Genomic DNA, 13555 nt, shown 5'->3' on the forward strand with positions numbered 1-13555 from the left:
CAATGTTCTTTTCAAGGGCGGGAACGAGTTCGACCTTCGCGAAGGCCGGGACAAAGATTGTCGGCACCTCAAGGTTCAGGCGCATGTAGCTGTGCCCGAGGTGGATTAAGGCGTCGCAGCCGAGCCTTTTGGCATCGGAATCGGCGGGGTCGCAGGCCCCGTAGTTTATCTCACCGTGCAGGATGACGGTTAAACCTTTCTCCTCGAGAAAGCCCGCGAGCTCTTCGGCTTCCCGCCTCAGTCCCTCGGGGGACTGTATGAGGACACATCTCGCACCGAGTTTTCTCAACTCATTCAGTATCTCGCCGTGCGGAACCTCGTGCATTCGACCACCTTTGGGGTAATACTCGAAGGGGTTTAAATGGGCATCGCAATGATTCGCTCCCCATGAATGACCATCCACCCCCTGGACGTAAGAGTGCAACCCTTTGGTGAACAAGTTCATGCATTATATAACAACAATAAGCAACCAAAATCTTTATTAGTCATTAATGTCCAAGTTTTTCTCACAATCTCGAGGTGGTGGTCAATGGGGAAGATAGGTGCAATACTGGGGCTCCTGTTTTTGACCGCGATGTTGAACCCGGTAGCGGCTTCGGGAAGTAAGGGGGACGCCAACTACTGGCACCCGTACCCGTGGAACGTCGTGCCTGGAGACATCGTCATTGGGCACAACCCCAACAGCGACCAGTTCATTCCCGGTTACTGGACCCATACCGGAATGATAGCATACTTTGACTACAACGCCAACGAGTGGGTCGTTGTTGAGGCCTGGGACGACCCGAGCGCCGTCAGGCTGGTTTACCTCTCTGACTTCCTCAGGAGGTACGATACCGTCGCCGTCCTCCGCGTGGCAACCTCGGACTACGTGAGGCAGAACGCGGTGTACTTCGCTCTCCAGCAGCTCGGCAAACCCTACGACTGGGGCTGGTACACCAAGCAGGTTTACGATGACAAGTACTACTGCTCCGAGCTGGTATGGGCAGCTTACAAGGCCGCAGGTGGGCCCGACATTGACGCCAACCCCGGCTGGAGTTGGAAGTACGCAAACGGCGTGGCACCCCAGGAGGTCTACGATGACTCGGACACCTATGTTGTTTACTATCACTCAACCTGACAAAACATCTTCTTTCAACTTTTCAGTTTCTTCCTAACGTTTTTGAACCCCTGAATGAGAAAACCGTACGAAAAGACGACATAATTTTATTAAAACCTCCGTACTCATTACAGACGCAACAACCAGGAGGTGGTCGAATGAAGAGGGCTGGAATAATGGCCCTGGCGGTTCTGGTTCTCTTCGCCAGTCTGCCAGCGGCAAGTGCCGGGGACCTTGTGAACTACATATGGGATACCAGGACCTACGAGCACCCGTACCCAACGGACGTGAAACCAGGAGACCTCGTGTACGGCCACAACCCGGACCTTTTCAATGCCCTGATTCCCGGCTACTGGGTTCACGTGGCTATAGTGGCATGGTACAATGAGAGCATAAACGACTGGATGGTCATCGAGGCCAAAATCGGAAAAGGGATAATAATAACTCCCCTCAGGGTTTTCCTCAGCAGGTACCAAACCGTTGCCCTCCAGAGGGTCAGGGTTGACGGCTCCATAAGGGAAAAGGCGGTCGCCTTTGCCTACCAGCAGCTTGGAAAGCCCTACAACTACAACTACTTCAGCAAGCCGAAGGTCTACGATGACAAGTACTACTGCTCCCAGCTCGTCTGGGCGGCCTACCTCGTCGCCAGCAACTTCCAAGTCAACCTCGACGAGAACGACGGTGGCTGGAGCTGGAAGTACTTCTACGCCGTTGCTCCACAGGAGGTCTACGACGACCCCATGACCTACACCCTCTACTACCACGAGGCTTGATTCTATCCCTTTTTGTTTTTTAAATCAAAAGCCTTTTATACATCCTCTTCCAACAATACCTCGAAGTCCGATGCATCGGGGTGACGGGTATGGAGAAGGTTGAGGGAATCGTCGTTGTAACGACCGAGACAGTTCCGGGATACCGGATCGTTGAGGTCAAGGGCCTCGCGAGGGGCGGTGTCGTCAAGGCCACCCACATCGGTAGGGACATAATGGCAGTTCTCAGGAACATCAAGGGCGGTGAAGTCAAGGAGTACACCCAGATGATGGCCGAGGCGAGGGAAGAAGCCTTAAGGAGGATGGCCCTCAGCGCCAAGGAGCTCGGCGCGAACGCCGTTGTTAACATGCGCTTTGCCACCTCAAACGTCGGCTCGAGCGTGGCCGAAGTTTACGCCTACGGGACTGCGGTGGTCATCGAGAAGGAGGAGTGACCATGTACCTCCTCCCGTTCCCCATAGCCGGGGGAGTGCTCGCGTGGGCGACTGTTTATTTTCTCGGTTTCAAAAGGCAGAAGTGGGGAGAGTTCATTTTAGGGGTGGCGGCCTTTTTCATAGCCCTCGTTCTTCAGAATCCAATCCAGCAGCTTCCTCTCCTCGGGATGGGAATACGGTCGAACGCCGACGTTTTGGCCAGGGGAACGGCTTTCGTCGTGGGCGTGTCGGTATGGCTCGGGCTTGTGGCGGGGGCAGTCCAAGAGGGGATTAAGTACTTCCTCGTCAAGGGAAAGAGCCTGAAGACTGGCCTCTTCATGGGCCTTGGCTTTGGAGTAACCGAGGCTTTCATCATCGCGGTAACGGCTCTCGCGGGTGCGCTGGCAACGGGGGAATCCCTCAACGTCCCGTTGGGCACGGCCATTATTTCAATGGTCGAGCGCTACTTTGTCGCTCTCTTCCACGTTGGTACCGGAATCTACCTCGCCTACTCCCATAGAAGAGGCCAAGGAAAGACAGGGCTCCTCGCTATGATAGGAATTCACACGGTCATCGACTCGATGGCGGCCTACTATCAGCTCACAAAAAGCGAGCCTGTCATGTACGCGGTAGAACTTATAACAGCCCTCATCGCACTGGGAATGCTGTATTATACCATTCCAATGGCAAAGGCCGAGCCAGCTGAGGAAGAAAAGGTTCTCTGGTGAATTCAAGTGCTGGACGGTGGTGGGGAAAAGGCCCTCAGAAAGCTCAGGAAGGACCTGCGCTCCGGACTTTACTCCTACCTAGTCCTCTCCCTCCTCAGCGAGGAGGGCGAGCTCCACGGCTACGCGATAAGGAAGAGGCTCGGAGAGCTGAGCGGTGGCAAACTCGTCCCGAGCGAAGGTGCACTCTACGACATCCTGAAGAGCCTGAAGAAGTACAAGCTGGTGGAGGACTTCTGGGTCGAGGTCAACGGGAGGCCGAGGAAGTATTACCGCCTCACCGACCTCGGTAGGGAGGTTTTGTTGGCGCTGAGGGATGAAATCAGGACGATTGAAAGAACCCTCATGAGGCTGGAGGAATTAGAATGAACGAGAAGGCCTTCGAGGTGTTTGTTTCCCTCACCCTGCTTTTGGCTGGACTGCTGACCCTCGCCTTCCGAAAGAGGAGAAACCCGTTCATTGGCTTCCGCGTGGGTTACACCTACCACTCCAAACGGGTCTGGGAGAGGGTGAACACCTTTGCGGGAGTTTTTTCAATCGTTTACTCGCTCCTCCTGCTCGTCCTGGCGCTCTACGGCGTTTCGATGAACGCGTTTATTCTCGTAATGATGGCCTTCGTTGGAGCCGAGCTTTTCGTTGGCCTGTGGATGGCGAGGCGCGAGTACGAGCTTGAGGAGCTATCTGAGGAGGCCCCCGAAAAGCCACCAGCGATTGAAACGGAGAAACAGAGCATCAGCATAAAACCCTACATCCTCATTCAGCTCGGCTTTTTGGCCTTCTACCTCCTGCTGGTTGCCCTTCTATGGGACAGGCTCCCCGAGAGCGTTGCGACCCACTTCACCGCGAGCGGTGAGCCGGACAGCTATTCGAGCAGGTTCTGGGGGGTTATCGGCGTTCCGGTTTTGGCCTGGCTTCTTCCGTTAGTTCTCACGATTCCGGCCAGGGAACCAGGATTTTTCGCGAGGGCCAACTTCTACCCGAGGAGCCTGAGGGCTTGGTGCCTCTTCACAACGGTTCTGAGCGGTGGAATTGTTCTCGTCGTTACTCTCGCCCTCCTCCACAACGCGGGCCTCGTCTCGGGCAACGCAATAACCTACGGGGCCTACCTTTTCCTCGGCGTGCTCATCTTTGCAGTCTACAGGCTCCTCACGGTGGGGAAAGATGAACGGGTATGAGCTCCTGAGAATCCTCTACGGGCTGTTCCTCGGGGTTTTTCTCATTATTATTGGAGTCCTGACGTTCACGTCTAAGGGGGAGCCAGGGATAGGCTTCAGGATAGGCTACACCTATCTCTCAGAGATGGCGAGGAGAAGGGCCAACCGCGTTTCGGGGGCCGGAATTATGCTGACTGGGGTCCTCCTGATCCTCCTCTCCTTCTTCCTGCCAATGCCTTGGCTGATGGCGGTTCTTCTCTCCTGCTTTGGAGTGATTATTCCGGTGACTTACTTGGTTGCAAAGCGCGAGTACGAGCTTGAGGAGCTATCCGAGGAGGCCCCCGAGAAGCCCGAAAGGAAAATAAGGCCGCCGCGGGTTGGGAAGTATTTGGCGCTCCAGACGGTCTTTGTAGGGCTCTCCCTGGTCCTCCTAATCAATGGGAAGCTTCCAGACCGGGAAATTTCCATACTCATCTTTGTCCAGCTCTTCATCCTGGGCCTCACGCTCCTCGCTTCAAGGCCAATAGTCTTCCAGCTGGCGCCCAAATTTAAGGGAAAAATGGCACTCGGCTTCGCGAAGGCGATGACGGTCGTTTCAGGAATGATAAGCCTGCTCCTGGCGGTGTCTGCTTTGAAGGGTAATACGAACCCCCTGTTTGTGGTGCTCCTCCTGCTTATCTCACTCGGCGCGGTCTTCTACGCCGCCTTCGTCGCCCTAACGAGCGCCTACGAGGAGGGTTACTATTAGCTCTCAAGGGCATTGATTAGCTTTTCCCGATCGGGCTCATCAATGATTCCCAGCTCGACGGCGTGCCTCAGGACGTAGTCTGGAAAATCTCCCTCGAAAAACGCTCTCAGGCCCTTTCCTGGGATGTAGAAGGCGTAAACCCTGACGCTCCTGCCGAGGCACCTCCCCCTCGCGACCATGAAGCCCTTCTCCGCGTTGACTCTAGCTATCTCCCACGAGAAGACCTCGGCCAGGCCAAAGAAGGCCTCGAAGAGCTTTACCCTCGCGTCCCGCAGGGCCTTGTTGACGGCCTGCCTTGAAACTCCGAGCTCCCTCGCTATCTCGATCTCGCGCATGCCTCTGGCCCTCATGAGCCAGACGCGCTCCATGGCCTCAGGAAGCCGGAACATTCGAACCACCGCTACCGCTTATGAGTCTCCTCAGGTTATCAATAAACTCCTCAATTTCCCTGTCTGAGAGAGACGACACGAGGTACGTTCCCTTTTCGGTTACAAGAACGACCGTTCTCTCCCGGACGTCTGTGATGAACGGCACTAAAATCACGCTCGTAACGATGTACATCGGGTATTCCTTGATTCCAAGCAACCTGGCCAAACAGGACATAAAAGCTCCAAACGCAAGAGTGGCCATGACACTCCATTTTTTGGCCTTTTTGGGGAACAGGAGTGGAATAACCCCCACGATTCCCCAGTATATCCACCCGAACCATACAAAAGACCAATGAGGGTCTTGAATCAACCCTAAGATTCCCACACTGACCCAGAGGAGCGTTAATGAGATTGCCGGTCTGTAGTACCTCAGGGGAAGAACACCCTCTGCCCTCTCAAGGTCAACCACCTCTATAATCTCCTCGGGAGCTATCTCAACCCTGAACAGGGTAACTGGCCAGCCAACCTCGAGAACCAGTCTGTTTTTCTTAACCTTCACCCGTCTGCCAAAGAGCAGGGTCGGTAAGCTAAGCCAGAAGAGGGCTCCTGCTATAGTTGATAGGGCTTCAATCCCTGTCAGCAGTGAGCAGAGGTACAGTCCCCCTATAACCCCCGTAAGGACCCACTCACTCCAGTGGCCGCCAAAGCGAACCATTATCGTCACCTCGTCAACCTATGTAAGTTGACAAAGCTCTTAAGCCTTTCGATGGGTTTAAAACCAATCCGCGAGAACGTTCAACGGTGGGACGATGAAGGAGCTCTACCGCCATTTGAGAACCTTCATGGACCCCAAGAGCGAGGTAGCCCAAAACCGCTTCATCGGACTGCGCTCCTTCTTCAACTGGGCCGTCAAGGAGGGTTTATTTCCCGAAAGGAGGAAGCTCCGAATCCTCGACCTCTGCGCTGGAACGGGCATAGCGGGCGGTGCCCTCTACGAGACGCTCCAGGAGTGGGGCTACGAGGCTTCCCTGACGGTCGTTGATAAGAGGAAAGAGGATTTGCTCCTCGTCGAGGAGTGGGTGAGCGGTGAAGTCTACGGGGCCGTTATGGACTGTCTCGACGACCTGAAGAGGCTCGGGAGGTTCGATATAGCGTTAATCTTCGGCTACACGATGCCCCACTTCGACCCGTTTCAAACGGCCAAACTCTTCAGGAACGTCGCGGGGGTTCTCGAAGGCGACGGCGTCTTCCTGCTTGAAGAGACCGACCGCTTCGGGGCGTTCTTCTACAGGAAGGCCTACCGCGAGATTGTACCGGAGGTCAGGAGGGAGGACTACACGGTAATCTCGCTCGATGAGGGCTACGACCCGCTAAGGGGTGTCATCAGGAGGGGCTACTACAAGTTGCCGGGCTGGGAGAGGATTGGAGAAATCGAGACGCGCTACTGGGACCTGGCGGGCCTGGCAGGCATCGGTAAGGCCCTCTTCGAGGAGGCGAGGATAATAAGGAAAAGCGAGCACGGCGTTGTGAACGTCGGCGATATAATCTACCTCGGGAAGCCCTACAGGACGTAGTACTGCGGCCGCCTGTCCGTAAAGACGTCGTTGAGCTCGTTCAGCCTCTTGTCCCTCGCAAGGGAGAGGTCAACTTCCACCACGCCAACCTCTTCTTTATCCTCACTCCCCATAGCTAAAACCTCCGCCTTCGGCGACGCTATCGTGCTCCTGCCGATGAACTTCAAGCCCCTCTCCTCGCCGATTCTGTTGGCCGTTATCGTGTAAACGCGGTTCTCCAAAGCCCTAATCGGCATCGCCCTCGGGGCGTAGGGCATGACGAGGTTGCTTGGGTGGGCTATTATCTCCGCCCCCTTCAGGGCCAAAGTCCTCGCGCTCTCCGGGAAGAACCAGTCGAAGCATATCATCACCCCGACCTTTGCAATCCCGATGTTGAAGACGTGGAAGCCAAGGTTCCCTGGCCTGAAGAAGAGCTTCTCGCGGTTGAAGAGGTGAACCTTCCTGTACTTCCCGATGTAGCCCCACCCGACGGGCCCAACCACAACCGCCGAGTTGTAGAGGTTCCCGCGCTCGTCCTTCTCAGCTGTTCCCGCAACTATGAAGACCTCGTTTTCCTTCGCAAGCTCGACGAGGAACTCGGTCGTCGGTCCGTCGGGAATCTCGCCGGCGACCTCAGTTATTTCGCTTTTACTCTCGAAGTTGTAGCCGGTGTCGAAGAGCTCCGGCAGAACGACGAGTTTTGCCCCCTCCTTAACTGCCTCGCCGATGAGCCTCTCGGCCTTCGAGTAGTTCTTTTCGGGGTCGAGGAAAGCCGGCTCCATCTGGACATAGGCGACCTTCATGAGACCACCCCATATAGTTTGCCCCGGAATAGATAAGCTTAGCGGAGACGGAAACAAAGCGTGTCCGCGACGTTTATCGGCCAAACTTTTTATAATCCATGCAAAAACAGTATGTTCAGTGAATGCGATAGCTTTAACAACGCAAAGACAGAACACACGGTGGAATGGGGTTAAAAATTTAAACAGGCATGATAAAGGTGAGAAAAATACCGCAAACCAAGAGGAGTTTCTAAACCGCTCACGCCCCGATTAAAGGGTCGAGAGGGCTTCTCGACCCGATGGGAAAAGCTTAAAAAGGGACTCCCGGAGCTAACCCCGGAGAGAAACTCAGGGGTGATGCTCATGAAGAGACGCCCAAGGAAGTGGAAGAAGAAGGGAAGGATGAGGTGGAAGTGGATTAAGAAGAGGATTAGGCGCCTCAAGAAACAGCGCAGGAAGGAGCGCGGGCTCATCTGAAGCCCGGTGATTCTATGTCTTCTTTTTCCGACTTTGAGAGTTTATCCCTTTTGCTCGACACCTCCCTTGGAAGGACCCTTCTGATAGCTGACCCGCATATAGGCTTCGAGCTTTCCCGGGGATTAAGGATTAGAACGGGCTTCGAGGAAAGTCTGGCCCGGTTCATCCTTGAGAGCAGGGCCGACGCTTTGATAATCCTCGGCGACGTGAAAGAACCACTCGGCCTGAGCTTCCGCATGAAGGAAATGCTCCTGCGCTTCTTCTCGGCGCTGAAGGACGTCAGGATAATCGTGACAAAGGGCAACCACGACGGCAGAATCGAGGAGGTTACCAGGAACTTCCAGAACGTCGAGGTTAGGGAGCACTTTTTACTCGACGGAAAGCTCTTCCTCCACGGCCACACGAGACTGCCAAAGAGGGAGTTCGAGGAAGCCTTCCTCGGGCACGCGCATCCGGCCTACACGCTGAAGTCTGGAGGGATAGCTAAGAAGGTGAAGGTCTTTGCGAGGGTTGAGAAGTTCCTCGTCCTTCCGACGGTTAATCCATACATCGAGGGCTTCGACGTGAGGGAGGGGATTAAACTCGTCCCGTTCCTGAGGAAAGCGAAGGAGATTGAGCTCTTCCTTCCAGAGGGGCTCTACCTCGGGAGGCTCGAATTTTAGGAAAACCCTTATTAAGACCTATGCACAAAGACCTTCATAGGTGAGAACATTAGTGGTGGGAGAGATGAGCGACGTCTACGAGAAGCTTGAAACCCTGCTCCGCTCCCTGGGAGTCAAGAAAACCGAGCTCAGAATCTATCGTCTGCTCCTCGAGAAGAACAGACCGATGAGGGTTACCGAGATAGTCAGGGAGCTCGGCATAAGCGAGCGCTCCGTCAGGGAATACGTTCTCAGCCTGTATCGGAGGGGGATGCTCAGGAGGGAGCTAATCCAGCAGGGCTGGCTCGGCTACACTTATACGGCGGTCTCTCCGAGCGAGCTCCTGGAGAACCTCAAGAAGAACATACTCGAAAGAATAAACGAGCTGGAAAGAGAGCTCACGGGAGCAAAACATTGACAATCCCCGCACTATCGAGTATGGAAACAAGTTCCCAGAGTTGTTCTCTCCCTACCTTTCCGTATTCTTCCTCAAGAGCTTTGAAAGCCCGCTCTTTAGGCAATATCTCCGAGAGCATGAGCAGTTCGTGGAGCTGGGCGTAAGTCTTTCTGTCCTCTGTGAGCTTCTTGAACTCCTCGGCGTTGCCACCGTTCTGCCTAATCAGCTTCTCGTTTAGGATTCCTTTGAGTTTCCACTCGAGCCAAGGCTCACCCTCAAACTCATAGCCGAGTTCAAAGCCGAGGAACTTTGAATCCCTCGCGAGGCCCTTCATGACGAGCTTCTCGCTCTCCTCGGTCTCAGTTCTCATCGAGACCTCTCCGAGGACCTTCATGGCGTAGCCCCTCGCGAAGCGCCTCAGCTTCTCCCTGTCCTCCTTTGCCAGAGTAAGGGCCGTCGCCAGAACCGCGTTTCCGATTATCGCGATTGTCTCAAGGCTGACCTTCTCGACGGTGTCCCCGCTCGAGTGATAAACCCTGTCGGGCCACGTTATCGGCATCGTCCCGGGAACGCCGAAGAAGTTGAAGATGTCGTGGTCGCTCCCCATCTCGTAGGGGTAAGCTTTAAAGGCCATTGCCGGGAGCTCGCTTCCCGAGAAGCTCTTCCCCCTCCTGTTGGTCAGCCCGATGAAGTGTTCGAGCAGGCCAGAAACGACGGAGAAGCGTGAGAATGGCGTTCTGACGAGCATCAGCGTTGAGCCACCTCTATCGGGACTTCCCGCGACCATGTCAAGGTTTACGTTGGCGTAGAATTCCTCCGGTTTTACCCTTTCGAAGAAGGCCTGCGTCCCGTGATACTCGGGAATCCATAGGAAGGTGAAGCCGAAGCGGAAGGAGTCATTGTATGCCTCGCTGAGTTTCCTCGCGAGTTCTATGAGCATAGCACTCCCGCTCGCGTTGTCGTTGGCCCCGGGCCTGGGGTGGCAGATGTGGGCCGAGAAGACGATGTAAGGGGCTTCCCCCACCGTCGCGTAGAGCATCGGGAGGTCTTCCCTCTCAGGGGTTTCCACCTGAACGGAAACGCTCACCTCAAGGCCACCCTTTAGGGCCTTCGATACCATGTCCCTGGCGACGCTCTCAGGGACTGCCAAGGCAGGGATTTCCGCCCAACTGAGGTCATCCTTCGTCAGGAACAGGCCGATGTAGGGATAGAACTCGCCGGTTCTCTCGCGGTAGGCTATGAAGGCCTTGGCGCCGGCCTCGTTGGCCCTTTTGTATGCATCCCTCCAGTTCCTGCCGACCAGAACGATTTTTCCCTCGGCCTTCTCCCAGTCCTCATCGCGGAAAACCGGCAGGAGCTCGGCCTTGGCCTCCCCCTCAGGTGAGTGGGCCATTATGAGGAGAGGGCTTTCCTCCGTTGTCAGCCTCCTCTCGCCGTAGGACAGCTCCCCGCGAACTGGATTCCAAGCTATCGGCGAGGCCAGCGTCCCGTGCCAGGTTTTTCCGTCGTAGGTGGAACGTAAAAGCCGGTTCTCAATGCCGAGCCCCTCGAGTTTCTCCTTAATCATCTCGACGCTCTCAACGAGCTCCCGCGAGCCCTGAATCCTGTGGAACTCCGCTATCTCAGAAATCTCCTTCAGAACGCGCTCCGGACTGAGCCGGACGTCGGGTAACCTCATAAAGACCACCGTATTAACGTGGAGAAGAAACTATAAAAGGCTAATCCCCGAGCCGGAGCATCTTCGGTGGCTCGAGGTGCTTAAGGGTGTTCAAAAGCTCCGGAGGCATCGTGAGCTTCGTGCTCTGAAGGAACTCAACGTACTCGCGCTCGAGTTTGGAGGATTCCTCCGGCCGGGCGCTGGTCGCTACGGAAACGGCGCCCTTTGGCCGGGGTTTTGCCTCCTCCCGTTCGACCTTTGCCACAAGGCTTTCGTAAAGCTTCTCCTCCCTGTCCCGCTTTCCGAGCTCCTTCCCCTTCCTGTAGGCGTCTTTGACGAGCTCGTAGATGCCGAGTTCTTCAGCCTTCTGATAGAGTTCCTCCCTCTTCTGTCTCACCCACTCCACCCACTCGCTGTGGCCCCTGAAGCCAACGAAGTAACCGAACTGATATGCCTCCTTCAGGAGGTTCTTTTTCTCCTCGGTCATAGCGGGGCCTCCGGGTAGACCCTTATTCCGTCTGTTGTGAAGCGAAGCCTCTTCAGGTTGCTGTCGTGCGGAACGCCGCGCATCTTGAGTATCTGGAGTGCCCTGACCATCTGGTAGTTGCGCATAAAGTGGTGGAGCACTATCACCCCATCGGCGAGGTAGTACTCGTCGGTGTACTTTTCAGAGCTGAGCATCTCGGCGAGGAGAAGGGTCGTGACCTCAAGGGAGCGGAGGAGCCTGACGAACCTTCCAAGGGCCTTTTTCTTTCCCGCAGGGTCGCTAACGAATGACTCGAAGAGGCTGAAGGAGTCGATAACAACGCGCTTGGCCTTTTCGCGCTTGATAATCTCGATGAGGAGCTTGAAAAGCTCGTCCCAGGTGAGCTCGCGGTTCGTGCTCAGCAGAATCTCGCCGAGGTCGTAGAAGGTTATCCTCTTGGACTGAAAATGCTCAAGGATTCCGAAATTGTAGCGGAGCATATCACGCAGGATAACGTCCTGGGTCTCGAAGAGTGATATAAAGAGACCCTTCTCGTCGTTGTTGGCACCCTCGACGAGGAACTGTATCCCAAGGGTAGTCTTACCGCTACCGGGCGGGCCAGTAATCAGGTAAACCCTGCCCGGCAGGAAGCCGCCACCAATTAGGTTGTCGAGTCCCGGGACGCCCGTTGGCAGTCTGTCGAGTCCCTTGAGTAGCTCGCCCACGTACATTTTCCGCGCACCCCCGTAAAATTAGAGAAAAGTCAGTATTAAAGGTTAACCATCTTGGAACGTTTAACCCCACGTGACGTGCCTGTTGACGGCAAAGCGGACAATGAAAGAGGCGCCGATGCCTATCAGGTTGGCTATGAGGTAGTGCAGGCCGAACCACACGAGGGGCACGTATATTGCCCACTGGACGAGCGCTCCCGTCAAGGCCGCGACGTGGAAGCTGAGCAGTCTCTTCCAGAGGGGCTTTCTCTTGAGGTCTTTGAAGGTCCACAGGTCGTTCCACAGGAAGTTGTTGAGTATCGCGAGCTCCGTTGCAGGGATGTTGGCGACGTACTCGCTCATTCCAATGTGGACGAAGAGCCAGAGAAAGCCCTCGTTGACGAGAATTCCTGAGAAGCCCACGAGAGAGAACTTTATCAGCCTGTCGAGCTCGCCCTCCCAGCGCATGAGCCTGTAGAGGTGTCTGAGGTAGTTGAGCATCGTCTTCCCGCTCAGCTTGCTCTCGCCGGCCTTCCTCAGGCCGAAGACGAAGGGGACCTCGACGACCTTTTTGTAGTTGCCCTTGATTAGAATCTCCATGAGGATTTTAAATCCGACCGGGTTCAGCTCAACGCCCTCTACAACCTCCCTCCTGAGGGCGAAGAAACCGCTAACGGGGTCTTTAACGTCCCTGATTTTTGGAAGGGCGAGGCGGCCGAGCATTATGGCGCCCTTCGAGATGAGCTTCCTGTACCAGTACCAGTTCTTAACACCGCCCCCTGGGACGTATCTGCTGGCTATCGCGATGTCAGCACCTTCCTCTATCGCCTTCAGAAGCTCGGGGATGACTTCAGGGGGGTGCTGTAAATCCGCATCCATCACGACGAAAACGTCGCCGGTGGCTTCCTTAAACCCCCTGATTACAGCCGACGATAGGCCCTTCTCGTCGGTTCTCCTGATTACCTTGACGGGATACTTATTTGAAAGCTCTTCCGCGAGCTTCCATGTCTCATCTGGGGAGTCGTCGTCGACAATTATTATCTCGTAGTCGTAGCCCCTGAGAGAGCTGGAAATCCTCTCGAAGAGCTCGGGAAGGTTATCGCGCTCGTTGTACGTCGGGACGATGACGCTGACCTTCACTCCACACACCCCGCCGTAGTAGTCCGTAAACTTTATAAGCCCTGCGAAGTCCTTAAGAGCGGGCATGGGGCCGTGGGGTAGCTTGGTCTATCCTTCCGGCTTCGGGAGCCGGAGACCCGAGTTCAAATCTCGGCGGCCCCACCATCGAAACTTTGTAACAGCCTTTGGGAAAGGCTGGCGAAATGAGGCCCTTCTCACTAACGGGACAAAAAGTCACCCGTGCATTCTCGAATTGGAAAATTCAACACGAGTTTAGCATTAAAGGAACCCCTCAAACTAGTTTCAACTCATTTTTGGCGTCCTTCGGGCGCCTTCTCAGAGTGAAACACTCACGAGCAAGCTTTTGGAAAAAGCTTGACCAAAAGGGTCAAACCCTCACAGGGGGGCAAAGAGAGAGTGCATGCCTCTCCAAGTAACCCGTTGTTTTTGAGTTTGCTTTAATAGGGACTTTTGGGAAC

The 13555-nt window shown here is 55.2% G+C and carries 18 protein-coding genes and 1 tRNA gene; 11 read left to right on the forward strand and 8 right to left on the reverse strand.

The features are described 5' to 3' along the window. On the reverse strand, positions 1-325 hold a 325-nt coding region (locus tag MVO87_RS00005; protein WP_297551750.1), incomplete at its 3' end, for a diphthamide synthesis protein. 204 nt (positions 326-529) lie between these two features. Between MVO87_RS00005 and MVO87_RS00010 the strand changes: the two genes are divergently transcribed. From MVO87_RS00010 to MVO87_RS00040, 7 genes are all read left to right on the forward strand, one after another. Next, positions 530-1117 (forward strand): YiiX/YebB-like N1pC/P60 family cysteine hydrolase, encoded by a 588-nt coding sequence (locus tag MVO87_RS00010; protein WP_297513225.1) that lies wholly within the window; start codon positions 530-532, stop codon positions 1115-1117. Positions 1118-1254: 137 nt separating this feature from the next. Continuing rightward, a complete protein-coding gene (locus tag MVO87_RS00015) occupies positions 1255-1869 on the forward strand; it encodes a YiiX/YebB-like N1pC/P60 family cysteine hydrolase (protein WP_297551752.1) in 615 nt (204 codons plus the stop codon). A gap of 89 nt (positions 1870-1958) precedes the next feature. Then, entirely contained in the window at positions 1959-2300 is a 342-nt protein-coding gene (locus tag MVO87_RS00020) for a YbjQ family protein (RefSeq protein WP_297513221.1), read from the forward strand. A gap of 2 nt (positions 2301-2302) precedes the next feature. Continuing rightward, a complete protein-coding gene (locus MVO87_RS00025; protein WP_297513219.1) occupies positions 2303-3007 on the forward strand; it encodes a YhfC family glutamic-type intramembrane protease in 705 nt (234 codons plus the stop codon). A gap of 6 nt (positions 3008-3013) precedes the next feature. Then, positions 3014-3373 carry a PadR family transcriptional regulator gene (locus MVO87_RS00030; RefSeq protein WP_524540258.1) on the forward strand — a complete coding sequence of 120 codons (360 nt, stop codon included), beginning with the start codon at positions 3014-3016 and terminating at the stop codon, positions 3371-3373. Next, a complete protein-coding gene (locus tag MVO87_RS00035) occupies positions 3370-4179 on the forward strand; it encodes a DUF1648 domain-containing protein (RefSeq protein WP_297513218.1) in 810 nt (269 codons plus the stop codon). Before MVO87_RS00030 ends, MVO87_RS00035 begins: the two co-directional genes overlap by 4 nt. Then, complete coding sequence (locus MVO87_RS00040; RefSeq protein ID WP_297513216.1) at positions 4166-4906, forward strand: SdpI family protein; 741 nt, start codon at positions 4166-4168, stop codon at positions 4904-4906. The genes MVO87_RS00035 and MVO87_RS00040 overlap by 14 nt, the downstream gene beginning before the upstream one ends. Here MVO87_RS00040 and MVO87_RS00045 read toward each other — a convergent pair. Further along, positions 4903-5295 carry a hypothetical protein gene (locus MVO87_RS00045; RefSeq protein ID WP_297513214.1) on the reverse strand — a complete coding sequence of 131 codons (393 nt, stop codon included), beginning with the start codon at positions 5293-5295 and terminating at the stop codon, positions 4903-4905. The genes MVO87_RS00040 and MVO87_RS00045 overlap by 4 nt on opposite strands. Further along, positions 5279-5989, reverse strand: coding sequence for a hypothetical protein (locus MVO87_RS00050; protein WP_297513233.1), 711 nt, complete (start codon positions 5987-5989; stop codon positions 5279-5281). The genes MVO87_RS00045 and MVO87_RS00050 overlap by 17 nt, the downstream gene beginning before the upstream one ends. Before the next feature lie 94 nt (positions 5990-6083). Between MVO87_RS00050 and MVO87_RS00055 the strand changes: the two genes are divergently transcribed. Next, positions 6084-6848, forward strand: coding sequence for a class I SAM-dependent methyltransferase (locus tag MVO87_RS00055; protein ID WP_297551754.1), 765 nt, complete (start codon positions 6084-6086; stop codon positions 6846-6848). Here the strand turns inward: MVO87_RS00055 and MVO87_RS00060 are convergent. Continuing rightward, the gene (locus tag MVO87_RS00060; RefSeq protein WP_297513210.1) at positions 6836-7630 is read right to left on the reverse strand and encodes a nitrilase; all 795 of its coding nucleotides are present in this window, start codon (positions 7628-7630) and stop codon (positions 6836-6838) included. The two genes, MVO87_RS00055 and MVO87_RS00060, sit on opposite strands and share 13 nt — an antisense overlap. Positions 7631-8100: 470 nt before the next feature. Between MVO87_RS00060 and MVO87_RS00065 the strand changes: the two genes are divergently transcribed. Together MVO87_RS00065 and MVO87_RS00070 are read left to right on the forward strand one after the other, a co-directional pair. Continuing rightward, entirely contained in the window at positions 8101-8748 is a 648-nt protein-coding gene (locus tag MVO87_RS00065; protein WP_297551756.1) for a metallophosphoesterase, read from the forward strand. Positions 8749-8812: 64 nt separating this feature from the next. Beyond that, positions 8813-9145: a transcriptional regulator gene (locus MVO87_RS00070; RefSeq protein ID WP_297513231.1), complete on the forward strand. Its 333-nt coding sequence runs from the start codon at positions 8813-8815 to the stop codon at positions 9143-9145. On the opposite strand, the gene MVO87_RS00075 is transcribed toward MVO87_RS00070, so the two are convergent. The 4 genes from MVO87_RS00075 to MVO87_RS00090 all read right to left on the reverse strand — a co-directional run bounded on the left by MVO87_RS00075 (position 9126) and on the right by MVO87_RS00090 (position 13097). Next, positions 9126-10802: a DUF4910 domain-containing protein gene (locus tag MVO87_RS00075; RefSeq protein WP_297513229.1), complete on the reverse strand. Its 1677-nt coding sequence runs from the start codon at positions 10800-10802 to the stop codon at positions 9126-9128. The two genes, MVO87_RS00070 and MVO87_RS00075, sit on opposite strands and share 20 nt — an antisense overlap. Before the next feature lie 40 nt (positions 10803-10842). Beyond that, positions 10843-11268, reverse strand: a complete 426-nt coding sequence (locus MVO87_RS00080; protein WP_297513205.1) for a hypothetical protein — start codon at positions 11266-11268, stop codon at positions 10843-10845. After that, a complete protein-coding gene (locus MVO87_RS00085) occupies positions 11265-11978 on the reverse strand; it encodes an RAD55 family ATPase (RefSeq protein WP_297513203.1) in 714 nt (237 codons plus the stop codon). Before MVO87_RS00085 ends, MVO87_RS00080 begins: the two co-directional genes overlap by 4 nt. Before the next feature lie 63 nt (positions 11979-12041). Next, positions 12042-13097 carry a glycosyltransferase gene (locus MVO87_RS00090; RefSeq protein WP_297513227.1) on the reverse strand — a complete coding sequence of 352 codons (1056 nt, stop codon included), beginning with the start codon at positions 13095-13097 and terminating at the stop codon, positions 12042-12044. 66 nt (positions 13098-13163) lie between these two features. On the opposite strand from MVO87_RS00090, the gene MVO87_RS00095 reads away from it, so the two are divergent. Then, a tRNA-Pro gene (locus MVO87_RS00095) sits at positions 13164-13241 on the forward strand. Positions 13242-13555: the final 314 nt, after the last annotated feature.

The organism is Thermococcus sp. (genome assembly GCF_027063845.1).
In the GTDB taxonomy this organism is placed as follows: domain Archaea; phylum Methanobacteriota_B; class Thermococci; order Thermococcales; family Thermococcaceae; genus Thermococcus.